Origin of the sequence: Phaeocystidibacter luteus (assembly GCF_008933115.1) — a bacterium.
GTDB lineage: Bacteria > Bacteroidota > Bacteroidia > Flavobacteriales > Schleiferiaceae > Phaeocystidibacter > Phaeocystidibacter luteus.
This window is the reverse complement of sequence record NZ_WBVO01000002.1, coordinates 298,114-324,715: the sequence shown is the minus strand read 5'-3', so window position 1 is coordinate 324,715 and position 26,602 is coordinate 298,114. Positions and strand designations below refer to the sequence as shown.

The 26,602-nt window shown below is 47.3% G+C and carries 22 protein-coding genes; 12 read left to right on the top strand and 10 right to left on the bottom strand.

Annotation, left to right across the window (positions count from 1 at the left end):
- The first annotated feature begins 8 nt into the window (after positions 1 to 8).
- Complete coding sequence (locus F8C67_RS05250; RefSeq protein WP_151666758.1) at positions 9 to 1,322, top strand: mechanosensitive ion channel family protein; 1,314 nt, start codon at positions 9 to 11, stop codon at positions 1,320 to 1,322.
- Here the strand turns inward: F8C67_RS05250 and F8C67_RS05245 are convergent.
- Positions 1,295 to 2,410 carry a glycosyltransferase gene (locus tag F8C67_RS05245; RefSeq protein WP_151666757.1) on the bottom strand — a complete coding sequence of 372 codons (1,116 nt, stop codon included), beginning with the start codon at positions 2,408 to 2,410 and terminating at the stop codon, positions 1,295 to 1,297. The two genes, F8C67_RS05250 and F8C67_RS05245, sit on opposite strands and share 28 nt — an antisense overlap.
- A 35-nt stretch (positions 2,411 to 2,445) precedes the next feature.
- Here F8C67_RS05245 and ruvC point away from each other — a divergent pair, with 35 nt between their 5' ends.
- Complete coding sequence (gene ruvC, locus F8C67_RS05240) at positions 2,446 to 3,003, top strand: crossover junction endodeoxyribonuclease RuvC (RefSeq protein WP_151666756.1); 558 nt, start codon at positions 2,446 to 2,448, stop codon at positions 3,001 to 3,003.
- 3 nt (positions 3,004 to 3,006) lie between these two features.
- Here the strand turns inward: ruvC and F8C67_RS05235 are convergent, their stop codons facing one another.
- From F8C67_RS05235 to F8C67_RS05210, 6 genes are all read right to left on the bottom strand, one after another.
- The gene (locus F8C67_RS05235) at positions 3,007 to 3,399 is read right to left on the bottom strand and encodes an HIT family protein (protein WP_151666755.1); all 393 of its coding nucleotides are present in this window, start codon (positions 3,397 to 3,399) and stop codon (positions 3,007 to 3,009) included.
- Between the two features lie 6 nt (positions 3,400 to 3,405).
- Positions 3,406 to 3,879: a transcription elongation factor GreA gene (gene greA / locus F8C67_RS05230; protein WP_151666754.1), complete on the bottom strand. Its 474-nt coding sequence runs from the start codon at positions 3,877 to 3,879 to the stop codon at positions 3,406 to 3,408.
- Positions 3,880 to 3,984: 105 nt separating this feature from the next.
- Positions 3,985 to 5,025, bottom strand: a complete 1,041-nt coding sequence (locus F8C67_RS05225) for a PorV/PorQ family protein (protein ID WP_151666753.1) — start codon at positions 5,023 to 5,025, stop codon at positions 3,985 to 3,987.
- 27 nt (positions 5,026 to 5,052) lie between these two features.
- On the bottom strand, positions 5,053 to 5,586 hold the full coding sequence (locus F8C67_RS05220) for a T9SS type A sorting domain-containing protein (protein ID WP_151666752.1): 534 nt from the start codon (positions 5,584 to 5,586) through the stop codon (positions 5,053 to 5,055).
- A gap of 6 nt (positions 5,587 to 5,592) precedes the next feature.
- Positions 5,593 to 9,084: a hypothetical protein gene (locus F8C67_RS05215; RefSeq protein ID WP_151666751.1), complete on the bottom strand. Its 3,492-nt coding sequence runs from the start codon at positions 9,082 to 9,084 to the stop codon at positions 5,593 to 5,595.
- 28 nt (positions 9,085 to 9,112) lie between these two features.
- A complete protein-coding gene (locus F8C67_RS05210) occupies positions 9,113 to 12,757 on the bottom strand; it encodes a TonB-dependent receptor (protein ID WP_170266373.1) in 3,645 nt (1,214 codons plus the stop codon).
- 216 nt (positions 12,758 to 12,973) lie between these two features.
- Here F8C67_RS05210 and F8C67_RS05205 point away from each other — a divergent pair, with 216 nt between their 5' ends.
- Positions 12,974 to 13,399, top strand: coding sequence for a Rieske (2Fe-2S) protein (locus F8C67_RS05205; protein WP_151666749.1), 426 nt, complete (start codon positions 12,974 to 12,976; stop codon positions 13,397 to 13,399).
- A gap of 113 nt (positions 13,400 to 13,512) precedes the next feature.
- Here F8C67_RS05205 and ahcY read toward each other — a convergent pair whose 3' ends face one another.
- A complete protein-coding gene (gene ahcY / locus F8C67_RS05200; protein ID WP_151666748.1) occupies positions 13,513 to 14,829 on the bottom strand; it encodes an adenosylhomocysteinase in 1,317 nt (438 codons plus the stop codon).
- A gap of 72 nt (positions 14,830 to 14,901) precedes the next feature.
- Here ahcY and F8C67_RS05195 point away from each other — a divergent pair, with 72 nt between their 5' ends.
- The 5 genes from F8C67_RS05195 (at position 14,902) to F8C67_RS05175 (ending at position 19,710) form a co-directional block, all read left to right on the top strand.
- On the top strand, positions 14,902 to 15,546 hold the full coding sequence (locus tag F8C67_RS05195) for a 4'-phosphopantetheinyl transferase family protein (protein ID WP_151666747.1): 645 nt from the start codon (positions 14,902 to 14,904) through the stop codon (positions 15,544 to 15,546).
- A gap of 26 nt (positions 15,547 to 15,572) precedes the next feature.
- On the top strand, positions 15,573 to 16,334 hold the full coding sequence (locus tag F8C67_RS05190) for a phosphoglycerol geranylgeranyltransferase (protein WP_151666746.1): 762 nt from the start codon (positions 15,573 to 15,575) through the stop codon (positions 16,332 to 16,334).
- Positions 16,331 to 16,603, top strand: coding sequence for a YkoF family thiamine/hydroxymethylpyrimidine-binding protein (locus F8C67_RS05185; RefSeq protein ID WP_151666745.1), 273 nt, complete (start codon positions 16,331 to 16,333; stop codon positions 16,601 to 16,603). Before F8C67_RS05190 ends, F8C67_RS05185 begins: the two co-directional genes overlap by 4 nt.
- Complete coding sequence (locus tag F8C67_RS05180; RefSeq protein WP_151666744.1) at positions 16,596 to 17,108, top strand: AAA family ATPase; 513 nt, start codon at positions 16,596 to 16,598, stop codon at positions 17,106 to 17,108. The genes F8C67_RS05185 and F8C67_RS05180 overlap by 8 nt, the downstream gene beginning before the upstream one ends.
- A gap of 232 nt (positions 17,109 to 17,340) precedes the next feature.
- On the top strand, positions 17,341 to 19,710 hold the full coding sequence (locus tag F8C67_RS05175) for a TonB-dependent receptor (RefSeq protein ID WP_151666743.1): 2,370 nt from the start codon (positions 17,341 to 17,343) through the stop codon (positions 19,708 to 19,710).
- Between the two features lie 337 nt (positions 19,711 to 20,047).
- Here the strand turns inward: F8C67_RS05175 and F8C67_RS05170 are convergent, their stop codons facing one another.
- Both F8C67_RS05170 and F8C67_RS05165 read right to left on the bottom strand, forming a co-directional pair.
- Positions 20,048 to 20,626: a leucine-rich repeat domain-containing protein gene (locus tag F8C67_RS05170; protein WP_151666742.1), complete on the bottom strand. Its 579-nt coding sequence runs from the start codon at positions 20,624 to 20,626 to the stop codon at positions 20,048 to 20,050.
- Positions 20,592 to 21,521, bottom strand: coding sequence for a bifunctional riboflavin kinase/FAD synthetase (locus F8C67_RS05165; protein ID WP_151666741.1), 930 nt, complete (start codon positions 21,519 to 21,521; stop codon positions 20,592 to 20,594). Before F8C67_RS05165 ends, F8C67_RS05170 begins: the two co-directional genes overlap by 35 nt.
- A gap of 69 nt (positions 21,522 to 21,590) precedes the next feature.
- Here F8C67_RS05165 and F8C67_RS05160 point away from each other — a divergent pair, with 69 nt between their 5' ends.
- The 4 genes from F8C67_RS05160 to F8C67_RS05145 all read left to right on the top strand — a co-directional run bounded on the left by F8C67_RS05160 (position 21,591) and on the right by F8C67_RS05145 (position 26,519).
- Positions 21,591 to 22,478 (top strand): hypothetical protein, encoded by an 888-nt coding sequence (locus F8C67_RS05160; RefSeq protein WP_151666740.1) that lies wholly within the window; start codon positions 21,591 to 21,593, stop codon positions 22,476 to 22,478.
- A gap of 128 nt (positions 22,479 to 22,606) precedes the next feature.
- Positions 22,607 to 24,115: a F0F1 ATP synthase subunit beta gene (gene atpD / locus F8C67_RS05155; protein ID WP_151666739.1), complete on the top strand. Its 1,509-nt coding sequence runs from the start codon at positions 22,607 to 22,609 to the stop codon at positions 24,113 to 24,115.
- 57 nt (positions 24,116 to 24,172) lie between these two features.
- Complete coding sequence (locus tag F8C67_RS05150) at positions 24,173 to 24,463, top strand: FoF1 ATP synthase subunit delta/epsilon (protein WP_151666738.1); 291 nt, start codon at positions 24,173 to 24,175, stop codon at positions 24,461 to 24,463.
- 85 nt (positions 24,464 to 24,548) lie between these two features.
- Positions 24,549 to 26,519: a TonB-dependent receptor gene (locus F8C67_RS05145; protein ID WP_151666737.1), complete on the top strand. Its 1,971-nt coding sequence runs from the start codon at positions 24,549 to 24,551 to the stop codon at positions 26,517 to 26,519.
- Positions 26,520 to 26,602: the final 83 nt, after the last annotated feature.

The window sequence follows — 26,602 nt, the reverse complement described above, 5'->3', positions numbered from 1 at the left end:
TTTGTCGCATGGATTTAATGTGGTTACAAGAAGGCGATATTCTCGAGAAAATTGAGATCACGCATTGGGCCCACGAATGGCTTACAGGTCAGGGCTTAAACGATACGTGGGTACTTCTACTTACTCTACTGCTCGACCTTGCCGCTCTTGCGGTCATTAGTTTGATTGCGGACTACATAGCGCGTAGAATCCTACTTGCCATAGCGCATCGCATTGTAAAGAAAACCAAGGTTACTTGGGATGATTACCTGCTTGAAAATAAGGTTTTCCGGAACCTAGCACACATCATTCCGGGTGTTATCATTCTTCTGAGTATTCCGTACATCTTCCGCGACCTGGATTACATGATTGGTCCACTTGAAAGGATCGCTCAGATTTATGTAACCATCCTCTCGGCTGCAGCGCTCAACCGACTTTTCAAGGCGCTCATGCGCTACACGGAGGAGAATGAAACCTTCAAGGGTAAGCCGATCAAGACCATCCTTCAGGTCCTCCAAGTGATGAACATCTTCGTCGCTGTGATAGTGGCCTTCAGCATTATCATAGATGCTAAGGTTGGAAGCATTCTAGGCGCCTTCGCTGGTGCAACGGCGATCTTGATTCTCATCTTTCAGGACACCATCAATGGACTGCTGGCCAATTTCCAGATCACCATGTACGATCTTGTCGAAAAGGGAGATTGGATCACTTTTGAGAAGTTCGGTGTAGATGGAGACGTTGTAAGTATCGACCTCACTACCGTGAAGGTTCGCAACTGGGATAACACGATTAGTTCAATCCCCGCTAAGGCCTTTGTATCTGACTCCTTTGTGAATTGGAGAGGTATGAAGAACGCGAATATGCGCCGAATTAAGCGGAACATCCTCATCGACATCAACAGCATAGCCTTGTGTGATGAAGAAATGCTGAAACGCTATTCGAAAATCGCCTTTGTATCTGATTATGTTGAAAAGCGTCAGGGTGAGATTGACAAGTACAACGATGAGCATGGTTACGATAAGGGAGCGGCGAGCATCAATGGACGTCACCAAACGAACATTGGCGTGTATCGGGCGTACATCAAGAAATACCTTGAGAACCATCCGAAGATTGCCAAACGCGATGGAGCAATGGTCATGGTTCGTCAACTTCAACCCACAGCACAAGGAATTCCGCTAGAGGTTTATTGTTTCAGTGCTGATATCGTTTGGGAAAACTACGAGGGTATTCAGAGTGATATCTTCGACCATTTGTATGCGGCCACGGAATTCTTCGACTTGAGGTTGTTCCAATCTGTCACCGGAAGGGATATCGTCTACTCTTTGGCCGACCGAGATAAATAACGGCCTTTCCAAGAAAACTTGACGAACGGTGCAAGCACCGCAATGAGCGTGGTGTAGTACGGGTACAACAAAGCTTGAATGGAGATTGCCCAAAGGGGAATTTGTCGCTTATATCCACGGTTGTAGGTGGAAAGTAGAACAGTATCAATCGCGGCCTTACCCACCCATAAGATCAACCAACTCACGAGTGCATCAACCCAAAAAATAGTGAGAACACCCAGTATGGTTGTGATTAGTGAAAGTCCACCAATAAGCCATGTGACGAATATCGCATGCTTATCTGTGTAGCTTACTCCTTTCCCCGCCCAGCGAATTCTTTGCTGAAACAGCTTGTAAAAGCCTTTTTGAGGGAGCGTTTCTACTCCACCGTAGGCCAAATCTGAAGCTGGAACCACGCCACCGGGAAAAGCGTGCATCATTTCGTGCATTAGGAACACATCGTCACCACTCGGAATCTGTTTGTGCTTGGTATATCCTCCTACTCTTTCGAATGATGATTTACGAAAGGCGAGGTTTGCTCCATTACACATGACGGCCCAGCCTTGTGCAGTCAGGGCTCTGCCGCTGCCCACCAAACTCATGAAGTCGATGGCTTCCCAGAGTGTTGAGATGCTACTTTCAGTCTGCTTGATATGCACGTTTCCACAAACCATGTGGATATCTGGCTCTGTAAATGCTTGAAGCATTACCGCGGGCCAATGTGATTGGGGATAGACATCGGCATCAACGGTGAAAATAATGTCATTCTGGGCGGCGGCAATTCCAACTTCCAAAGCCGCCTTCTTTCCTTCTCCATCAGCTTGAAGAACGGTCACCCTTGCATCCTTCCCCGCCAATTCACGGGCCATAGTCAAACTCTCATCGGTGGATGAGTCGTCGACCATAACCAACTGATCGGTACTTCCCAGCGCATCTAAAATGGCCGAAGTACAGCTTGAAAGGACTTTCGCTTCATTTCGGAAAGGGAGAATGACTGAAATTGGAGAAAGAGGTGTTTCTGCGTCAACGGATATCTCCTTTCTAAACCCGTTTGCCAGAAATCGTGCGAATACCGCGTAACCTAATAGGGGGATGGCTGCTAAAAACACTCCGAAAAATAGGCAAAAAAGCCTAGGTTTGTTTCATGGCGAAGAGTGAGAAGATTATCCTTGGCATTGACCCTGGAACGACTGTGATGGGATACGGTGTCATCAAACAAGTTGGCAAGAACGCCGAATTACTCACCTTCGATGTGGTCAAGTTTAAAGTGAAGGACGACCATTACACGCGTTTGCGGCACATTTTTGAAAGCACGCAGAAGATTATCGAGGAGTACCTTCCAGATGAAATGGCGTTAGAAGCCCCCTTCTTTGGTAAGAACGTCCAATCTATGTTGAAACTTGGACGAGCGCAGGGTGTGGTAATGGCTGCAGGATTGGCAAGGCAAATTCCCGTTACAGAATACCCTCCCAAACGCGTAAAGCAAAGCATAACGGGCGATGGGAATGCCAGTAAGGAAAAGGTAGCGGGAATGTTGAAGAACATTTATGGCTTCAAGGAGATTCCAAAGTTGCTCGATGCGACCGATGGCTTGGCTGTGGCAACCTGCCATCATTACACCTCCTCATCACCTCTGGGCGGTGTTAAGTCTTATAGCGGATGGGAATCCTTCCTAAAAAACAATCCTGATCGGCAGCGCTAGCCTCTACAGCGCAGCCTTGATTTCATTGGCAATGCTCTCCCACTCTTCGTCCGTAAACTCTAGCCTTGGGTTTCCAAAGTTCAAATCCTTCTCGGAATCGATTGGGATGAGGTGCACATGAGCATGTGGAACTTCGAGGCCAAGAACTGCCACGCCGATGCGCTTACAATCGATAGCCTTTTCCATCGCCGCTCCTACTCTGTAAGCCAAGTCCATTACGCCATCGTAATCTGCCTTTGGAAGGTCGAAGAGCTTATCAACCTCTTCCTTGGGAACGACGAGGGTGTGTCCGCGTTTAAGGGGACGTATATCTAAAAAAGAAATGGCGAAATCCGTTTCTGCCACTTTGTGACAAGGAATTTCGCCATTTATAATCTTCGTAAAAATTGAAGCCATGTGGGTTTATCTTGAAATTTCGAGTACTTCGAATTTAAGATTTCCACTTGGAACTTGAATCTCTGCAACGTCACCTACGCTTTTGCCTAGGAGGCCTTTACCGATGGGTGAGGTAACTGAAATCTTTCCGGCTTTGAGGTCTGCTTCTTTCTCACTAACCAAGGTGTAGGTCATTTCCATTCCGTTGGTAGTATTCTTGATGCGGACTTTAGAAAGCACGAGTGCTTTAGATGTATCGAGTTGAGATTCGTCGATGATACGTGCATTGGAAAGTTCTTCCTCGAGCTTCGCGATTTTCATCTCGAGCAAGCCTTGAGCTTCCTTTGCCGCATCATACTCTGCGTTCTCCGACAAGTCACCTTTATCACGAGCTTCTGCGATTTGCTGAGAAATGCGCGGACGCTCAATCGACTTCATGTGATCGAGTTCTTCACGGAGCTTCTTAAGCCCCTCTGGAGTGTAATAAGATATCTGCGACATAGTGAGTGTATTCAAAAGAAAATGAGACCATTAATGGCCTCATTTCACTGCAAATATACAATTTCGGAATGTAACTGCGGAAAACTAAAACCGCAGTGGATTTTCTTAGTTCAAAGCGAACGTACCACCGATTGTATGAATACCACCGAAGTTTGTAGTCATACGGTAAGCGTAATCAAGCTTGAAGTTTGAAGAGCTTCCCAATGGAGCGTTTACGGTGAAGCCGAAAGCTGGACCTGTGATGGCAGATGAACGACGACCGTCTACACGGTTATCGTCGATTCTATACCCTGCACGAACTGCGAACCAGTTTCTCCATCCGTACTCGAGACCAAGAACGTAGTTGTCTTTCTCGAAGGAGTTAGAGATGAATGCGCCGTTAACTGTCAATCGGTGAACGTCTTCCACTAAGTGGATGTCGTAAGCAGCACCAATCGAAAGCTGGGTAGGCAATTCAAACTCGGCAGAACGAGACTGGAAGCTTTGCGTGTAACCACCTTGTGGAACAGGAAGAACGATATCTAGACCGTCACCGCTGTATCCGAAAGAAGGACCAACATTCTTCAAAGTAACACCAAACTTGTACTGGTCTTTGTCACCAGTTACGTACTGAACACCCGCGTCGATAGCAACACCTGTAGCGTTCAAGTTTGAGATGTTTGAGTTGAACACCTTGATGTTCACACCACCGTGGATTTCGGAGGTAAACATTTGAGCGTAACCCAATGCAAAAGTTAGTGCGGTCGGAGAAATTGTACCTGCGCCTCCGTCAGGAAGGTCTTCGGTCGTTACTTCCCACTCGCCATAATCAAATGATTGTACGGAGATACTCAATACACCAGTTTCGCTTACTCGCTGAGCAAGACCACCGCTGTTCACAGAGATATCTGAACCGATCAACCACTGCGTGTTGGCGAAACCAACTTCAGTACCCTCGGTAAATGCCAAGCCTGCGATGTTCATAAACGTCGCTTCAAGACCAGTGGCACTCGCGATGTTTGAGTTTGCAAAACCAGCGCTACCTGCCCATGGGTTGATAAGCAACTCATTGGCTCCAGCTGATCCTGCACGCTGAGGGTTGCCGGCAAAGGCCGCGGTGCTTGCCACCGCGACTGCCAACATTGTGCTATATACTGCTTTTCTCATAGTCTATTCTGAATACTTAGTACTTCCTTAGAATGCGTTCAAGTCAACCGGACGAAGTGCACCATACCATTTGATGATTGCCTCTCCGATATCACCCGCGTCAACGTGGATGATGTATACACCTGAAGCGATTGGCACACCGTAGTCATTCGTCAAGTCCCAAGCCAACCACGTAGATGAGTTGTTCTTGTTGATTTGGCGAATCATCGTGCCGTTTGTACTAAAGATGCTAATCGTACACTCTTGCGGAAGGTTTGTGAACTTCACTTGATTCTCTAGCTGAGAAGTCTCGTATGCACTTCTTGCGTAGTAAGGGTTAGGTACAACTCGAATGTTTTCAAGCTCTCTTGTTGCAATTGACCCTTGGTTCTTCGCAGTAGCAAAATCTGTAGTACTAAACTCATACAATGGGTTACCTGCGTTCTGCGGAGTAGTTCCAGCTGGCTGGTACTTCGCATACGGACGGTTCATTCTGATTCTAGTACGTACTTCACTTGGCATGTTCTCGTAGATATTCACGTCGTCGTAAACTGGGTTTACAAGTGGAATATTCACATACATACATCCCTAGAAGATTGCTCTCTTGTTAATCGCAGATCCAATGTTCTGGAACTCGTTGTACATCGGGTTTTGAGTTTCGTCACTGCCCTTGTACGAGATATCCGTTGGAGTAATACCGCGGATTACAGTTGGAGCCCAGACGTAGAGATAGTGCTGACCACCGAATCTGTATCCACCAGTAATGTTATCTCCAGGAGACACGACTACAGTAGAAGTTGGGTTCCAAAGCATGTCGTCACCACGATCAGCTGCCATCCATGAGTTCTCACCGAAGGCCATGTTCAGACGCTGACCTGTTTCAAGGTCAATCGCGTAACCTGGGAACCACGACCATCCTGGAGTAGATGGATCACGAACGAGTTCGCCGTTCACCAAGTCCCAACCATCGGCATTTCTCAAACTTAGCTTAGCCGCACCACCTTCAGTCAAGGCAGGGTCTTCACCCAATTCGAATACAGGTACGCGGGTCCACTTCGTGTGATCATCTGTGTACACGATGTCAACAGATCTGAGATTCTCTGGCTTGAGACGCGCTCCAATGTTACCTACAATAGAGTCAGATGGTCCCATACCAAATACTGGGCGACCTTGTGGTGAAGTACCACGGCCTAGGAAGCTTACGTAGTAGAAAGGACCCCAAGTTCCGTTAACCATGTCTTCGTAGAATCCTCTAGGGTCTCCACTGAAGTCAGGATAGAGTTCAGCTGGTTCTTCTGTCGGTACTGTATTCGTACCCGCCAAAATCCAGTTGAAAGGATTGTAGTTATCATCATCTGGCACACCAGACAACCAAGGGTTAGTCGGATCTGCGAAAACTTGCTCTGTTGTAATGATACCGTTGTTGAATACACCGTTTGTATCATTACCTGGCTTACGAACATTCTCAACAACAACTGAGATACCGAGCTCAGGAATGATTTGCTCATTCAAGAAGCCGATGTTACGACGAGACAAAATTGTGTCAGTGTCTGTGTAAAGCTCCCAGTTTGCATCGTTATTAGTACCGTCAAATCTCATGAGGAACTCACCTGCCGGTACGTTACGAGGATCTACAATCTTCACATCGATTGGACCACGACCTTGAGAGTAAGTAGCTCTAGGAGTCGAGAAGTTGCGAACGATTTCGTCTTCTGTTTCAGCTTTGAATGAAAGGTCGATACCTGAGTTACCCTCGCCTTCAATGCGAGTGATTTCGATACCGTCACCATAGTTCGCATTCAAGCCCATACCTCCATTTTCTGCTTCCGTTCTGTGCGGAATACCAGTGTAGGTAGAAATGTTGTTACGACCCGCCAAGAATGGCTTGCGCTGTCCATCAGGTGAGCTGAATGGATCGAACGGCTCGTATTCGTTGTATGCGTAAGCAATTACCGTAAAGTAATACTCTGTATGGTTCTTAAGTGTACGAGTAGTAGTCGCAAATGCATCTTCTTTAATGCTGAATGACATTTGGATACCCGCGTCACTAGTCTCAAGAGTCATATCCATTGGAACCAACTGGTTCATGTTCGGATCGAGCTCCCAGTTGATGAGCTGAGTAACTCCGTTTCTGATATCGCACTGAGCAACGAGACGGGCCTGAGCTGGATCGTAACGGTCAGCGATAGAAACGTTCTCATTCTCCAATTGGAATACCTGGAAACCTTCGAATACATAGTCGAAGTAGTTCGGGTTATCCGCCAATACTTCAGACTCAGTTTTACCCGGTGGAACTGGAATCAATGGATCGCGCTCGCGGTAATCTAGGTTCGCGTTATTCGCAGCAGAACCGTACTTAAGAGTCACAACCAATTCTTGATCCAACTCGATCAACTCTACATCTGGAGCATCTGGACCGTTCAACACCTGGAAGCAGTTGTCGAACAATTGCTGTGCTTTATCATCAGCAATAATTACCTCTTCTACCGAAGCAAATAGGTCCTGAGTTTGGAAGTTACGCTCCCAAACAACACCTGTTGTAATGAAGTTCAATGCACCTGGAGCCAAAGAGAATGGACCGGCATTGTGAAGACCACGCTTATCCTCCTGGTTTGAAGGAGACTCATACCAGTTTTGAGGCGCAGTCGGCGCGGTTACACCCGTAGTATCGAATGTGTTACCTGGGTAAGCGAACAATGTAGCTAGACCAGAACCGTCAGGCGTATAACCGTCACCGTTACCAGTGTTACCTGGACCGCTTGGGTTCTCTACTACAAGTGGGTTACCGTTTTTCCAACGTGAACGCATGTAGTTGTAGAATTCAGCAGCTGAATTCGGGTTACCTGAAGCAGGGTCACCTGTGTTGTTGTAGTACATGAAGCCAGACATGATGATACGCTCGTTGCGACCAACAGCTGGATCTTCAGCCACACAGTTTCCATCTTCGTCACGAACACCGTCCACACAACCGTCACGGTCGTTGTCGAGTCCGTCGAAGTAATCCGCAAATGGACCTTGGAAGAAGTCGAAACCTACAGCTGGTGGATATTCACCGTAACCGAAAGGACCTTCGTCTTCGAAGTCACTGTTGTAGCAGTAACCCAAACCACGTGGAATGTCACAACCAATGATATCATCCTGTGCAAATCCCAAATCTGGATCGAACCAAGTTGAGAAGTACGTATTCGTCAAGCGGAATGTCGACTTGTTGATGATACGATAGTTGTTAAATGTCATGTTGTTGATTTCGTCGTTCGTTGTGAACGCGAAAGCTTGAGCGCGGATTTCGAAACCGAGAGCACCTGCTTGTGTCTCAGAGTGAACGTTACCGCGGTCGTTGTATACCCACCAGATAGTCTGGTCACCATAAAGAAGGTCTACTTCCTTCAATTGGCAGTCGAATGCACGATCGATGTCGTACGCTGGGTAGTCAATAAATGGATCGTAGAGTTCGTCACCATCACGGTCGATAAACGGAGCCAAGCGATAAGGGAGCTCGTTATCGATACCATGTGCTGGCCAGTTGAGGATGATTTCAGGAATGTTTCCTTCGTATCCAGGGAACTCATCAGCAACGTCACAATCTGGATCGTCTTTACATTCCAACCAAGCTTTGTGGATGTCTACTTGCTCACGAAGGATAATCCAGTGACGGTCGTAACGGTCACACACTTCCTTCGTAACTGTAGCCAATCCATCGTCAGAAAGTGGGCCAGGCCAGTAGTCGTTACCACGCTGACGGTAGGTCATTGCGGCCAACTTTAGCTGGTTACCTTCATCAACACCACCGAGCCAAAGTGCGCCGGCGAACATTGAGTGACGGTTGGAACCTTTTGGAACTTCATATCGTGCTTGGTTCAAATCCCACCACATGTCACCACCACCTAGAATGGTAGCACGCACGTTGTTGATGTTAAGGTCGGACTGAGCCTGAGCCGGCTGGCAGAGTTCCTCTACCGATTTGTTCGACTCCATGTTCTTGCCGCTTCCTGACGGCAATCCAGGAATCTCGCGAGCCTCCACGGTAAATACCGCGAAGATGCTGAGAAGCCATGGTAAGATGCGGAGATCTCTTTTCATGATACTATCGCTTTTTAGTTCTTGCTGATTAGAAGTTATAACGTACACCTAGACGAATACGACGAGGTAACGTGTAGTTGAACGGTGAGTTCACAGCCACGTTGTAAAGGTCGGCGTAAGACTGAGCGTCCGCACGGAACGCGATAGAAGTCTGGCCCTGAGGAGAAGCCAACCAACCGTCGTCATCCGGAGCACCGGTGTATGCATACACATTCAATACGTTTCTTGTATCGAAGAGGTTGAGGACAGCAACGTAAAGTTCGAATGTTTGTCCACCACGAACACCCGGCTCGAGCTGCCATACTTTGTTTACTGTCATGTCTACAGAGAAGATCCACGGTTGACGTGAACCGTTGATTTGTCCTGTCAATGGAACACCGCTAGCTCCGTCAGTCAATTCGAATGCACGAACACGAGCAGTGTATGGAGTACCTGATGAACCACGTGCTAGGATATTGATACCTGCACCCTGGAATACGTTAGATCCCCACCATACTGGTCCGTTGTAAGAAGCACCAAATCCGTAACGGTAGTCAATCGACGCTGTAATCTGGTGACGAGTATCGAAGTCCAACGGAAGGATGTAACGCAAGTTAGGCTGACCTGAACGTGCGAGGTTCGCACCAGAGTTAGGACCTGAACCAGAACCATCAGCAAACTGAAGGGTATAGTTCGCGTTCATCAAGATGTTGTTGGTACGACGAAGTTCGTAGCCAATCACGAAACCTTTTACAGTTGAGAAGTCACGGTTACCGTATGTCACGTAAGTGATCGGGTAAGCTTCGTTGATGCTCACAGTCTGAATCAAATCACGCTGCTCCTTATAGAATGCAGAGAGACGAAGAAGTGAGCGCTCGTTCAACACCTGCTCAAAACCAATTTCGTAGTCAGTCGTACGCTGTGGCTTCAAGTTAGGGTTAGCCAAGAATCCTGCGTTGTTCAAGATGTCCAACTGCAAGTAATCGAATGGATTGAATCGAGCCAAACCTGGGCTTGGACGCTGAACGAGGATGTCGTAGTGAGCGAAGAATGATGCCTTATCCGTAATAGGGAACTGGAATGAAACACGTGGAGAGAATGTCACCTGTGGAGTGTAATCCTCAAATCCGTCAGGGCTAAGCTCCGGACGACCGTTTGCAGTTGCACCAATTACATATGGTTGAGCCTGACCACCAGAGATATCCGCGATATCTTTCGGGTTAGCCAATGGATCACCTTGTGCATCGTACCACTGGTCACCATCGCGGTAACCTGTAATTGAAGTTGGGTTAGATACGTCGTTTACATAAACTACGTAGTCGTCACCAATTGAATTTGGAATCTCACCACCGAGAGACATATTGCGAACCTCACCTGCAGTTCTCACTGGGTAAAGTGAATATGGATCCTTCAATACTGGCTGGTTCGCGTCGAAGCGGTCAACACGTAGACCAACGTTGAAGTTCAAGTTGCGGAAAGAGAAACGGTCCTGAATGTAACCAGCAATGTATAGTGGCTGGAACGCCGGAACCGGTCTTGTGAAGTTTCCGTTCTCGTCCGTTTGAGTGAAGAAGTCATTCAATGTAGGGTTACCAGATTGAATGTTACCCAAGTAATCATAACCGAAGTATGATACGTATTGGTTACCACCTACGTTCACAAGTTCGTCAGCCGAGAACATATCCAAGCTGTAGAAATCTGGATCGTATGCATCGATGTCGATGTAATCTGTACCGTTAGGATCGAAACCTAGCTCTTTACGAACGTTGCGGTCGAATGTACGAGGCACGCTAGGGTCAAATGCACGGTTGTAGTTGATTGTATCCTGGAATACGCCGTTCTCATCATAAACAAGAATTGGGTTATCCAAGTCCAACTGAAGAATTGCTTGGTTCTGAAGTAGACGCATTTGAGTCCACAATCCGTTTGCTGCCAAACCGTAAGAGCGGTCGATACGCTGCTCGAACTCGAAACCAGCGATCAAGTCGTGGTTGCCAATTTCGAATGTAGTTTGTGCTGTAACACGGAACTGAGAGTTACGTCCGAGGTTGTAACCCGCTTGGTTTGTACCAACTGCTTGGAACAATCCATAGATAGATTCAGGGTTGTCACCGTTAATCAAACCACCACCTTGACGAATGTTGTTAAGGTTGAATGTGTTGTTGATGATACGACCTTCGTCTACGAAACGATAGTAAGCAGAAGTGTAGTTACTTCTCACTTCGTTGTAGCTACTTGGAGCGAAGGTCACTGCTGTATCTTGATAGAGCTGCTGTACCCATGCGGTGATACCAGTTTGCTCATCTGTTGTATACGTGTAGAAACGACGCTGATACGTTTGGAAGTTACCAATGTGTCCGTAACGGAATACGTTGTCTTGGTGAACCGGATCCCAAGTCTTACGATTGTTACGCGTGTAGTCTACCTGGATACTATAGTACAAGTTTTTCAAGGTAGAGTTCTCACCTGTTTCAAAACGCTGAGTAAAGCGTGCAAAACCAGAGTAGTCAGTTGCGATTGACTCAGAGTTGTTCTGCCAGTTCATAAGTGAGCTAGCGAATCCACCGTTCATTCCGCGAGTGTAGTTGAAACGACCACCGATTACCACGTTGGTTGTTGCACTTGTGCGGATGTTGAAGTTACCGTTTACACGGATCTGAGTGTTATCAACATTCAAACGAGCAGGAATCTCTTCTAGGTCAGAATCTCTGAGGAAGTTTCCTTCGTTCAACACCCCTTGACCTACGTTAGAAGGACGGATTGGAGTTTCCTCCATGGATGCCAACTTACCTTCGCTCACTCGCATCACTGGAGTTGCAAAAGGACGTGGCTCATATTGGTACTGGAATTCGGTTGAAAGCAAGAAACCGATTACGGTTTGCTCTCCACCACCTTCTGTTTTGCGCTTCCAAATTGGACCACCGAGTGTCAAACCTGCGAGGTTGTAGTGCGATGGATCATCGAAGAAGAACGGAGTAGATGATACGAGCTCCACACCACCGAAGTAATTTGGCTGTGGACCACGAGTTGTAATGTTTGTAATACCACCGAGGGCGTCACCGTACTGTGCTGGTGTACCACCGGTAATTACTTCGACGTTGTCAATTGCCTCACGCGGTACGTTCGATCCACCACGAACTTTTACACCATCGATGAATACCTGGTTCGCGTCAGAACGTGTACCACGCACGGAGATGGCCTGACCTTCATCCGCCTGGAATACACCGGCAGATACGGTAAGGACCGCACCCAAGTCACGAGAACCGAGGTTTTGAATTGTTTCGCGGTCAACAACCTGGCGAGAAGAGGTCTTGCCTTCTTCTACAAGAGGTCGCTCCCAGATAACTTCAACATCACCGAGAACAGTTCCTTTCGCAGGAAGCTCGGCTCCTTGTGTGGTTACTGAACCACCAAGAATCTGAATGTCGCGAACAATAACGTCTTCGTAGTTAAATCCACCTCTGAAGATGATAGTATACCTTCCGGGATTAATTGGTGCGATGCTGTAGTTTCCATCGAAATCGGAAAGCACCTTTTGGATGGTCTCGCCACCAACTTGGAGCTCAACCGCCATTTGGGGTATGGTCTCGCCCGTTACTTTGTCTTTGATTACGCCCTTGAGAGACCCCGGTTGAGTCTGTGCCCAAAGTCCTGCAGAACATACCACAAGAAATAGCGTGAGTAATCGTTTCATCATATAGCCAAGTAGTTAAATCAACGTACCCTAGTCGTTAGAAAGGGGTAAATATAACAAGAAATTCACCTGCCACACCAAACGCTAAGTCCCCGAATTCTGAGGAGTTTAGCTAATTTGGCTCTGAGAGCACTCGGTAAAATGACGCACCAAGCCGCTAACAGGTTGGCTCTGTGTGAACAAAATGTTAAATGCAATACGCCGTATCTTTGTTCCATGCTTCGAAAACTTTTTTTTCTAGCCCCACTTTTTTTGCTTGCGTGTGAAGACTCCGTCCCGCAGCAAATCCCCAATGTTTTCGTGGATGAATACGTCTACCTGAACAACCCTTCCTCCCAGCCCATCAACTTTATCGGAGGCTGGATCTACAATCCCGGAGGGTATAAGGGACTCGTCATTTACCGCCGATACAACAACAACGACGGAAATGATTGGGTTGCCTACGAAAGAGCTTGTCCCGAACATTATGACCGTGGATGCGGACAAATGGACGTGGTAGAGGACACGTATTTAGAGTGTTCTTGTGACGATACACGGTTCCTATTATTCGACGGAACCGTCGTTGAAGGATCCTCAACTTATCCCGTTTTAACCTACCGAGTGGATTATTTGGGAGACCGACTTCACATCACGAACCGATAATGTGACATATATATATGGTATAAAGGTGGGCGTCGTATTTTTCCATCTTTTACCAAAAAGCACAAAAAAAGCCACGCGATATGCGTGGCTTTCTTTTTTGAGAGATACTCGACTTAGTATCTGTAGTATTCTGGCTTGTATGGACCTTCTACTGTCACGCCAATGTATTCGGCTTGATCTGGAGAAAGTGTTTCCAATTCCACTCCAATTGCTTCCAAGTGGAAGGCCGCTACCTTCTCATCAAGGTGCTTCGGAAGTGTGTAAACCTCATTCTTGTACTCTCCACCGTTCTTGTATAGCTCAATTTGAGCCAATACCTGATTGGTGAATGAGTTTGACATCACGAAGCTCGGGTGACCCGTTGCACAACCAAGGTTCACAAGACGTCCCTCTGCGAGAAGGATGATGTCTTTTCCGTTAATCGTGTACTTATCAACCTGTGGTTTAATCTCAACATGTGAGCTTCCGTGGTTTTGCTTCAACCAAGCAACATCAATTTCATTGTCGAAGTGGCCGATGTTACAAACGATTGTCTTATCGTTCATCATCTCGAAGTGCTCACCGCGAACGATGTCTTTATTACCTGTAGCTGTAACCACGATGTCGGCACGTGGAATGGCATTCTCCATGCGCTTCACCTCGTATCCGTCCATTGCCGCTTGAAGCGCACAAATTGGATCGATTTCGGTAACGATAACACGGGCACCGTTTCCACGAAGCGATGCTGCCGTTCCCTTACCTACGTCACCATAACCAGCCACAACCGCTACTTTACCAGCGATCATCACGTCAGTTGCACGGCGAATAGCGTCAACCGCAGATTCGCGACAACCGTACTTGTTATCAAACTTCGACTTGGTTACAGAATCGTTCACGTTGATAGCCGGCATTGGAAGAGTTCCCTTCTTCATGCGCTCGTACAAACGGTGAACACCCGTAGTAGTTTCTTCAGAAATGCCTCCTACTCCGTCAATCAACTGCGGGTAGCGATCCAATACCATATTAGTAAGGTCACCACCATCGTCAAGAATCATATTTAGTGGAGCTTGATCTTCACCAAAGAAAAGCGTCTGCTCGATACACCAATCAAACTCCTCTTCGGTCATGCCTTTCCATGCATAAACAGGGATTCCAGCGGCAGCAATAGCAGCAGCGGCGTGATCTTGAGTTGAGTAAATGTTACATGAAGACCAAGTAACGTCAGCACCAAGCTCAACGAGTGTTTCGATGAGTACTGCCGTTTGGATGGTCATGTGAAGACATCCCGCGATACGAGCACCTTTAAGTGGCTTGCTCTCACCATACTCCTTGCGGAGTGACATCAACCCTGGCATTTCTGCCTCTGCCAATTCAATTTCTTTACGTCCCCAATCGGCCAAGGAAATATCCTTTACCTTGTATGGAATGTATTTAGTTGCTGTTTCGCTCATTCTATCTATTATTGTGTGAATTTCGGCTAGCAAAGATACAACTCTAACATCGAAATCACTCCCAAGTTCAAAGTGGAATCCCCTGAACATCATCTCTATTATCCTGAGGATCACGTATCCATCAATTTAATCGCTACTGATCAGGTGACGGAAGCCGATTCTGTAAACCTTCATCCGAACGACATCCGTCGGCTTGATGAAAGGATTCACCACGAACATAAGCGCAAAGAGTTCATTGCTTCACGTACCGCACTACGCCTATTGCGACCCCAATACATGCTGCATTACGAAGGGAGATGTCCTATTCTCGATGGCCCAGGTTATATTTCGCTAGCGCACAGTCAAGAATACGGAGCAGCCATCCACCACCCTAATCGCCGGGTTGGAATAGACGTTGAACCCGAGCGTCCCAAGTTATCTCGCTTAGCCACGAAGTTTTTGAACATGGCCGAACTTGATGACGTGGCCAGAGGCGATTCGCAATTCAAGCTTCAAATTCTGTGGGGAGCGAAAGAGGCACTTTTCAAACTTCACAGAATGGGTGGAATAGAATTCAAGAAACATTTATTCATTGACCCAATCACTGTTTCTGAATCTGGAACGGTTGACGCTGCGATAGTTACGGATGATGAAAATATCCCGTGCAAAATCGGTTGGTTTTTTCATGCAAACCAATATGTAGTTTACGCCGTAAGTGAAATACCGCTTTCACCGTGATTTCGTAGGTTTGCAAAAACCATCCAATGGGCCACTCGATGAATACATATTTGAAAGAGTTGCGTCGGCAAAACAAGAAGGCGCTGGCCGTGCTTATCGACCCCGATAAGTCAGGTACAGACTACCTTTCCCGTATTGCCGATGTAATCAATCGAAGTGGAATTGAGTTGATTTTCTTCGGAGGCAGCTTATTGACCAAGTATGAACTCGACGAACATATAAAGACGCTTAAGTCATTAACTGAAGCGAAAATTATCCTGTTCCCAGGCAGTTCACTACAAGTTACTCCCGAAGCCGATGCGCTTCTATTCCTCTCTCTCATCTCTGGAAGAAACCCGGAACTCCTTATCGGTCAGCACGTAATTGCTGCACCACTTATCCGTCAGTTCAATCTCGAAACCATCTCAACAGGCTATATGTTGGTTGACGGTGGAAGACCAACTACCGCTTCGTACATATCGGGGTCGTTACCTCTTCCAGCCGACAAGCCAGACATTGCCGCATGTACGGCCATGGCTGGAGAAATGTTGGGATTGAATCACATATACTTAGATGCGGGCAGCGGTGCGATGAATCCTGTTTCAGCAGATATGGTTGGCGCAGTTCGCAACGCAGTTGATGTTCCTCTCATCGTTGGTGGAGGCATACGCAGTGTAGAAGAAGCTCTTCGCTCGGCCCGCGCAGGAGCGGACGTTGTCGTGGTAGGTAATGCAGCTGAAAAGGACCCTCAACTTCTAGAAGACATCGCGCTTCAGTTACATGCACTTTCCGCTAAAACACAAGCATGATTTTTACGGTAGAAATTTCCTGTTATCCGCTTTCCTCGGATTACCTCCGCATTGTCGATTCTTTCATTGTTAAAATGAACGAATACGATGGAATTAAAGCGATTACCTCTTACTCAAGCACGCTCATAATCGGAGAAAGCGATGTCGTATTTCCTGCACTTCAACGCGAAATCGAGCGAACCTTCACGGAAGAAGGCAAGGCCTCGTTTGTGATGAAGGTTTTGGGCGGAGACCTATCTGAGTCGGTTGACATAACCCCGTATGCCTAAAACGGTTGTCATAACCGGACCCGAATCAACGGGTAAGTCTACCATCGCAAAGGCCATGGCTTCAGAGCTCGAGGCGGCGTATGTGGACGAAATGGCAAGAGAATATCTAGAAAATTTAGGCCGGTCATACGATGAGTCCGACATGCACAAGATGTCCGCTCTTCAGCTTGACTCACAGCTTACGGCGCTTAGATCGGACGCAGGAATTCTTGTGTGCGATACCGATCTGCTCACCTTCATCATTTGGTGGGAGGTCAAATATGGCTTATGTCCACAAAAGTGGGTAGACCTATGGAAGTCGAATCAGCCGGATGTTTACCTCCTGATGGACATAGACCTCGAATGGGAAGAGGACCCCTTGCGTGAGCATCCCACTCGCAGAGAAGAGCTCATGGAACGGTATGTTGAAAAGCTTAAAACTGTCGACACCCCCTATCACATCGTTTCTGGCCAAGGAAAAGATCGGCTTGCCAATGCAAAACGGGCATTAAAAGCACTTCTGTAAGAGGCTGATTGTCGCCCGCTTCGCCCATTTAGCGCACTATTCCACGCGGAACCTTGTCGTTTTCAAAATATCCTCAATACCTTCGCGCCAGATCTCACAGGGGTGTCCGCTTACCAGCGGACTGAGATTATACCCTTTGAACCTGGGCAGGTAATGCTGCCAAGGGAATTATTAACTACAAACGAAATCCAAGCGAGTAATTGCCCCTGTTTCTCGTGATAAGCATCTTATCATGAAGCAATTTTCTATGCTTGGCATTTTCCTTCTATTGTCTGTCGGCGCACTCGCGCAGAGGACTGTATCCGGGAAAGTGCTTAATCAATCCAACGGCGAACCTGTCGACTATGCCGTTGTTTTCACTCAATCCGAACGCGTTTCAACCTTGCCAGATGGTTCGTTTACCATAGAGGCACAGAGCGGAGAAGAGGTCAAGGTCAGAGCCATCGGTTTTGAAACTTTCGAAATCGGAGCCGAAGTTTCTGGTTTCATCACAGTGAACCTCGTCCCGAATGAACAGGTCCTGACTTCAGTAGAAGTTTCGGCCATTCGCGCGACTGACGATGACCCTGTGGCCAGAACCGATTACAGCGAAGAGGAAATCGAACAGAATGATGTAGCACGTGACATGCCGTACATTCTGGAAAACACTCCATCGGTTGTGACTACTTCTGACGCCGGCGCAGGCATCGGATATACGGGTCTTCGTATCCGCGGTAGCGACCAAACACGAATCAATGTCACCATCAATGGTGTACCGGTAAACGACCAAGAATCGCAAGGCGTATTCTGGGTAAACACACCCGATCTTGCTTCCAGCCTGAGCAGCATGCAGATTCAGCGCGGTGTAGGAACCTCTACGAATGGTGCTGGTGCATTTGGTGCGAGTATTAACATGCAAACGAAGAGCTTCACGAAGGATGCTTATGCTGATGTACACATCGGTGGTGGCTCCTTCAACACGCAGCGCTACACCTTGAACTTTGGTACTGGGTTGATTGACGGCCACTGGACACTAGACGGTAGAGCTTCTAGAATCACGAGTGATGGCTGGATTGATCGTGCGAGCAGCGACCTCAGAAGTTACTATTTGGCACTCGGTTATCAGGCTGAAAACACTACTATCCAAGCTGTAGTTTTCGGCGGTAGAGAGCGTACGTATCAGGCTTGGTACGGCACCGATTCAGCAACCTACGAGGCCGACCCTACTTTCAACCCAGCTGGTTTGTACACTGACGAAAATGGAAATGTGAAGTTCTACGATGATCAGGTTGACAACTATGGTCAGGATTACTACCAACTCCACATCAACCACAACTTAGAATCGGGTTGGAAACTCGGATTATCCGGTTTCTACACTAGAGGCGCAGGTTACTATGAAGAGTTTAGAGAAGATGAAAATCACGTGGATTACGGTCTAACACCCGTTGTTATTGACACCACGACCATTGCCACAACCGATTTGGCGCGCAGACTTTGGCTCGACAACCACTTCTACGGTGTTGTAGCGAATGCCACTGGTAATATTGGAAATGTAAACGTGATTGTCGGCGGTGGTTGGAATCAGTATGACGGTGACCATTATGGCAACGTAATTTGGGCGAGATGGATTAATGATGCCGACCCGAATCACGAATTTTACTTCAACAACAGCGTCAAAACGAACATCAACGCATATGTAAAAGCTGATTACGCCATAAGTGATGCGCTTTCTATTTATGCAGATATGCAAGTTAGAACGGTGAACTACAGTGGTGGCGGAACGGAAGAGGAAAATGTGGTATTCGACTTTGAAGATGACCTTCAGTTCTTCAACCCAAAGGCTGGATTGGTTTACCGCATGGCAAACAGTCGACTTTATGCGAGTTACGCCTTAGCGAATCGCGAGCCTAATCGTGTAGACTACTTCAACTCGGCGATTACGGGCGAGGCCATGCCTGAAGCGGAGCGTTTGCAGGATGTAGAGGTTGGTTACGAAGGACGATCAACCAACTTCAGTTGGAGTGTGAATGGGTACTTCATGTACTACACAAACCAACTTGCACTGACTGGCGAACTCAATTCTGTAGGTGCGCCAATACGTGAAAATGTAGGGGAGTCGTACCGTGCAGGGATTGAGATTTCATCTACTTGGAAGCCTATTCCGCAGTTTACGATCAGCGAAAACATCACCTTCAGTGACAACCGCAACCTTGATTATGTGGAAGAAGTAATTGGACAAGGCCTCGTGTCTAGAGGTAACACGCCAATCTCCTACTCACCTTCTATTATTGCGAACCTAACGGCAACGGCGCACTTGCCGAAGAACTTAGATCTTTCCATTACACCGAGGTACGTAGGTAAGCAATACTTGAGCAACACCGGACTAGAAGGATTGGTACTTCCAGAGTACTTCGTGACCGACTTGCGATTATCGGGACAATGGGCATTGGAAGATGTGAAGCGTATACGTGCGTATGTATCAGCTTTGAATGTATTCAGCGCCAGCTATGCACCAAATGGATACTCATACTCCTATGCTTTTGGTGGCCAACAGTACTACGGCATGGGATTCTATCCTCAGGCACCTATCAACTATATGTTAGGGGTAGAGTTTAGTTTCTAAGACCTCTGCTCTCAATTTGCATTGGCGTCGCGTGAGGAAACTTGCGCGGCGCTTTTTTTTGTCGTGTGGTTTTTGCGTGGTTCTTGCGTGGTTCTCGCAAAAACGCCAAAAGCAAAAACGCAAAAAAAGGCTTGAAGCTAAAGGCCAAAGGCTAAAGGCTAAAGGCTAAAGGCTAAGAAAGCCACTTTTGACTCACCAAACTCCACTTCATCAAAAACTTACCCATTACTTCTCACCTAGATTTTCCAGCCCGGAAAACCAGCATCCCACGCTACAACCATGCTCAACCGGCCTCAAGCCTCACGCCTCAGGCCTCTCGCCTGCTTCCTCGCGCCTTTCAATCCTGGCAATCACATCCTGAAGTCAGTTGCACGTTAGCTTTAGTAAAGTCTTTGGGAAACTGTTCGTCGAATGCCTGCTGCGAGAAAAAGGTTTGACGGAGGTCTAGACGTTCCAGTTTTGTCAAATTTCCGATTGTGGCCGGAATACCTTCTATATTGGAATGCCACAAATCGAGGATTCGAAGGTTTGTCAGCTCGTCGATATTCTCTGGAATGGCTTCTACTGGGCAGTCGGATAAATAAATTTCTTCCAGCGAATCGATTGCGAGGAGCGCTATGGGAAATACCGAGAAATCGTTCTTCTCCAGAATGATTACTCGAAGGTTCTTCAGCTCAGCGATGGAATCTGGCAGGGTGGTAAGGTCGTTCTTTCCAAGGTCGAGGACCTCCAAATTTGGGAAGAGCCAAACCTCGGCCGGAATCTCTGTGTAGTGTTCCTTTCTCAGCTCGAGGTGGCGTACTTCTAGCGGATTCTCGAGTGCCTCGTCTAGGTCGTCGTACTCCACCAACTCTTGAGCGAATGACGAAAAAGACAGCACACTAAGCGTCCAACAAACGGCGAGCTTCCACTTCATCTTTGTGTAATTGAGTTTTGAGCGCTTCCACTCCTTCAAACTTCTGTTCTGCCCGAATCCGATGGTAGAATCGTACGACAAGTTTCTCGCCGTAGAGATCTCCACTATAGTCGAAGAGGTTTACTTCGATGCGGCGTTCTCTTCCGTGAACGGTTGGTCGATGTCCGATGTTGCACATTCCACTTTTAACGGAACCGTCGGATAGTTTCACGCGAACGGCATATACTCCATCGGTTGGAATCAGCTTGTTCACATCGTTAATCTCCACATTAGCGGTAGGAAACCCGATGGTATGACCAATTTGATCGCCTTTCACTACCCATCCTGAAACGTGAAAAGGATAGGTGAGATACTTGTGTGCGGTTTCTACGTCTCCCTCGGTTAAAGCATTTCGAATTTTGGTGCTGCTCACGTTTACATCGTCGATATCTTGGGCGGGTATTTCCTCTACGTCAAAGCCATAAACGGGACCAAATTCCACGAGGTGGTCGAAGCTTCCCTCGCGATTTCTACCAAAGTGGTGATCGTATCCAATAACCAGGTGCTTCGCGCCAATCTTGTTCACGATTAGATTCCTCACAAACTCGAGTGAGCTCGTACGCGAGAACTCTCTTGTGAACGGATGGATAATAAGATGATCGAGTCCAGCATCTTCGAGAAGCGCAATTTTCTCATCCAGGTTGGTGAGGAGTTTGAGTTCCATGTCTGGCTGCAAAACAACACGAGGATGGGGGTGAAAAGTCAGGAGCACGGACTCCCCATTGTTCTTGGCGGCGACTTCGTTCAATCGCTGAATAATCTTCCGGTGGCCAACATGCACACCATCAAAAGTTCCTGTAGTAACGACCGCATTCGATATCGTTTCGAAGGAATCGATGGAGTGATAGACTTTCATGTACGCGAGTAATTTGAAACCAAAGGTAAAAATCCAGTAGCTTTAGGCATCTCTAACAACTAATCAATTATGAATAACAAGGTATCCTTTGGGACGAACTTCAGTCTCGGTTTTAAAATTTTCGGAAAGTCAATCGGCTGGCATCTGCTTTTTAGTCTTGTAGTATTCGCGGCCTTCTTTGTAGTAGCAATGATAGCCGGAGCGGTAGGCTCGTCATCATTGCAAGCGGGCCAGTTTGGCATTTTCATCTCAGTAATGACTTTGCTATTCCTTCTCATCTCGCCACTCCTATATGGTTATGGTTACATCGCTGATAGCGCCTATTTTGGGAAGGTATCCTTTTCAGACGCCTTCAAGGGATTCAAAAAAGCAGTTCCAATTATTGGGATATCCTTGGTGCTAACGGTGATTAATTTCTTGGTGATGATACTCTTTGGATACCTCACCTTGGGCGATCTTGCTGGTCAAATTTTCCAGGTTTACATGGATATGATGTCACAGGGTATGAGTATGAGTGACCCATATGCGCAGTCAGAGTCTCAGATGGCTTTGATTGAAATCATGCAGACCGCCGCAGGAAGAATCTTCTTGTTCTACTTGTTGGTCTACTTGGCACAAACGATTACCATTTTCCCAGCGTACTATTTGGCTTATGGCAATCACTCATTTGGAGACGCACTTCAGCATGGCTTCACGAGTGGCTTCAAAAATGTCTTGGTGAATTTCGGAACCTTCTTTGTGTTGGGCATCATGTTGGTCGTAATCGTCATGATCTTCGGGTTGATCTCCTTGGCATTTGCAAACATCGAAGTTGTGTATGCTATACTGATGTTCCTATTGTACGGAGCGATAATAAGTCTGGTTTTCAGCATTATCCAAGCAATGTATCGTCAGATGGACCCACAGGAAGTGAGTGCAGGAGGAGATGATTTGCAGGACATTCTAGATGTAGAGTAGACTTCCAGAGAATACTCCAAATTTTTCCGAACAACAGGGTGACAATGAACGAATAAAACGTATTTTTGCGCCCGAAATGAGAGGCTCGTATGAACGGGCTTGAAATAACTGTTTAATTCAATAGAATAATGGTAGTAGGTAAAATCGCCCAGGTTATCGGACCGGTCGTCGACGTTTACTTCGAGGACGCCGAGAACTTGCCGAAGATCTACGATGCACTTGTTATCAAGCGCGAGAACGGTCAGGAAGTTGTTTTGGAAACTCAACAGCACATTGGAGAAGACACAGTACGTGCGATCTCGATGGACTCGACTGACGGTTTCACACGCGGACAAGAAGTTATAGCACAAGGTGCTGCGATCACGATGCCAACAGGCGATCAGATTCGCGGTCGTGTATTCAACGTAGTAGGTGAAGATATCGACGGTATCGGCAACATTCAGGAAAGTGCTGGATTGCCTATTCACCGTGAAGCTCCTAAGTTCGAGGACCTCTCAACTGCTTCTGAAATCCTTTTCACTGGTATTAAGGTTATCGACTTGATCGAGCCATATGCAAAAGGTGGTAAGATTGGATTGTTCGGTGGTGCCGGTGTAGGTAAAACCGTATTGATTCAGGAGTTGATTAACAACATCGCCAAAGGCCACGGTGGTCTTTCAGTATTCGCAGGTGTAGGTGAGCGTACTCGTGAGGGTAACGACCTTCTTCGCGAAATGCTCGAGTCAGGCATTATCAAGTACGGCGACGATTTCATGCACAGCATGGAAAACGGCGGTTGGGACTTGACTAAGGTTGACAACGAGGCGTTGAAAGAATCTAAAGCAACATTCGTATTCGGTCAGATGAACGAGCCTCCAGGTGCACGTGCACGTGTAGCCCTTTCAGGTTTGACTCTCGCTGAGTACTACCGTGACGGAGAAGGAAGCGGCCAAGGTCGTGACATCCTCTTCTTCGTTGATAACATCTTCCGTTTCACCCAGGCGGGTTCAGAGGTGTCTGCACTTCTCGGACGTATGCCATCTGCGGTAGGTTACCAGCCTACGCTCGCAACTGAAATGGGTGCGATGCAAGAGCGCATTACTTCTACTAAGAACGGTTCAATTACTTCTGTACAGGCGGTTTACGTACCTGCGGATGACCTTACTGACCCGGCTCCTGCGACAACGTTCGCCCACTTGGATGCCACCACAGTATTGTCTCGTAAGTTGGCAGCCCTTGGTATCTACCCTGCAGTAGATCCATTGGATTCAACTTCGCGTATCCTAACTCCAGAAGTAGTTGGCAAAGAGCACTACGACTGTGCTCAGCGTGTGAAGAACATTCTTCAGCGTTACAAAGAACTTCAGGATATCATCGCCATCCTCGGTATGGAAGAACTCTCTGAAGAAGACAAGCAAGTTGTACACCGCGCACGTCGTGTTCAGCGTTTCTTGTCTCAGCCATTCCACGTGGCAGAGCAGTTTACAGGTATCCCTGGGGTATTCGTAGACATCAAGGAGACCATCAAAGGCTTCACCATGATTATGGACGGAGAACTAGACAAGTATCCGGAAGCAGCCTTCAACTTGAAGGGATCCATTGAAGAGGCTATCGAAGCTGGTGAGAAAATGCTCGCCGAAGCCGAAGCAGCAGCCTAATAAAAGAACAGTTTGGAGAAGGGCTAACCCCCTTCTCCATCTTTCAAACGTATACGCATGTTTCTCGAGATCATCACACCGGAAAAGCACATCTTTCAAGGAGAAGTTGACGCAGTTCAACTCCCGGGAACAGATGGCCTATTCCAAATCTTGAACAATCACGCCCCTATTATCGCTACACTTGCTAGCGGAAGCGTGAAAGTAAACCTCGCTGATAATCACAAAACGCTAGACAACCTATCCGGTGAAATCATCCCAGATACGTCTAACGACAAAGTGATTCGCGTAGAAATCAAAGGCGGCGTAGTAGAAATGATGAACAACAACATCATTCTTCTCGCGAATTAAGCGAACTTCGCCCCGTGCAAAACCAAGACACTCGTTAACAGCGAGTGTTTTTTTTTGAGCTAAACTTTTTTCAAAAACTCAACCCATGAGAAAACTGTTAACCTCCGGCCTTCTGGTCGCGTCGGTGCTTACCCATGCCCAATCCGACGAAAACTTGATTCAGCAAGTAGATGTTTTTGGTGAAAAAGCCCCGAGCAACCTGTTCGAAGGCCAACACATCGAAATCCTAACCGCTGAACAAATCGAGGCTTCTGCCGTAAAATCAATCAACGAACTACTCGAGTATGCCAGCGCAGTGGATGTGCGCCAACGCGGTCCATACGATGTACAAGCCGATGTAAGTGTCCGCGGCGGTACATTCGATCAAACCCTAATCCTCCTCAACGGAGTACCGATGAACGATCCCCAAACGGGTCACCACAACATGAACCTTCCTATCAGCATCGATGAAATCGAGCGAATCGAAGTACTTCATGGCGGCGCTTCTCACCGCTACGGTCCATATGCCTTTAGTGGAGCCATCAATATCATCACCAAAAGCCCTAACACCGATCAAGTGTATGTTGAAGCAGAAGGCGGCGAATACGCTTACTTCGGCGGTAGCTTTGGCGCTTCTCACCGCTTTAGCGAGTCACTATCTGCCCGCGTTGGTGCGAACTACGCAGAGTCTGACGGATACCTCAACAATACCGACTTTGCCCGTAGAAACGTAAACGCAGAGCTTCGTTACTCGAAAGAAGATCTCGTTCTAAACCTTCAAGGCGGATACAACAACAAAGGATTTGGCGCCCAGAACTTCTACACAAGCGCGTTCCCAAATCAATACGAGGCCACCTCTACCCTGTTCGGGTCGTTGAACGGCACGTACACCACTGGAGAATTCCTCTTCAACTTCAACGCGTACGTCCGCAATCACACAGACAGATTCGAGCTATATCGCGAGACAGGCGATGGATGGTACGAATACGATGAATCTGCAAGTCTCTACATTCGCGGAAACGATACTGCCGCAAGCTGGTATGCAGGTCCAAACTTCCACCGCTCAAGCGTAAAAGGGGGTGAACTGAACGCGGTTCATCAGAGTATTCTTGGTAAAACCCTCGTTGGATTTGATCTTCGAAACGAAGACATCATTTCTAACAACCTCGGAATGGATATGGAAACGCCTATCGAAGTTCCAGGAACGCGTTTCAACTATACGAAGAGTGACAACCGAACTAATTCTGGCATCTTCCTTCACCATCGTATTGATGTTGAGAACTGGACTGTTTCAGGTAGTGTTCGCTACAATATGAACACCGCATTCGGAAACACTTGGTTGCCTGGATTTGAAGTAGCCTTCAGAATTCCGAATTCCGGAAAGGTTTACGCCTCCTACAACCGTTCATTCCGCCTTCCTACATTCACCGATCTGTACTACAGTCTAGGTGGAGCACAAGGTTCAATCGACCTTCAACCTGAGTATTCGCACAACTACGAAATTGGATACAAGGGTCGGGCTAAATACGTTTCTGCTCAAGCCAGCTTGTTCTTGCGCGATGGAACAAATATGATTGACTGGGTAGTTCTGCCTTCAGACTCCACAGGTACGCTACGCGCTCAAAACATCACTGAGCTAACCATTTACGGTGTCGATGGTGACATCAACTTCCATGTTGGAGAATTCACCAAGAATTACCTCAAGAACATTCGCTTAAGCGCGGCCTTCCTCAATTCACCTACGGGCGAATTTGACTTCCAGTCGCTTTACGTTCTTGACTTCCTTGCGGCCAAAGTTTCACTCGGAGTTACGCATGAATTCGGCTATGGATTTGGCCTCTCTTGGCAGGTAACTGGTCAGGATCGCCTTGGTTCATACAACGATTTTGGCACCGGTCAGGTTACGCCATATGCTCCAGTTGTGCTTGTTGACGCTCGACTAAGCTGGACGAGCGATCAGTGGATGGTATTTGTCGATGGAAACAACCTACTTGATAGAGTATACCAAGATAGAGGCAACGTACTTCAACCCGGAAGATGGGTTCGAGGTGGGGTTCGCTACTCGTTCCAATACTGATTGTTAAGAAACTATCAACTTGAAAACCTCGGCAATTGTCGGGGTTTTCTCGTTTACTAACCCAGGTGCACCTTTGTGAGCTA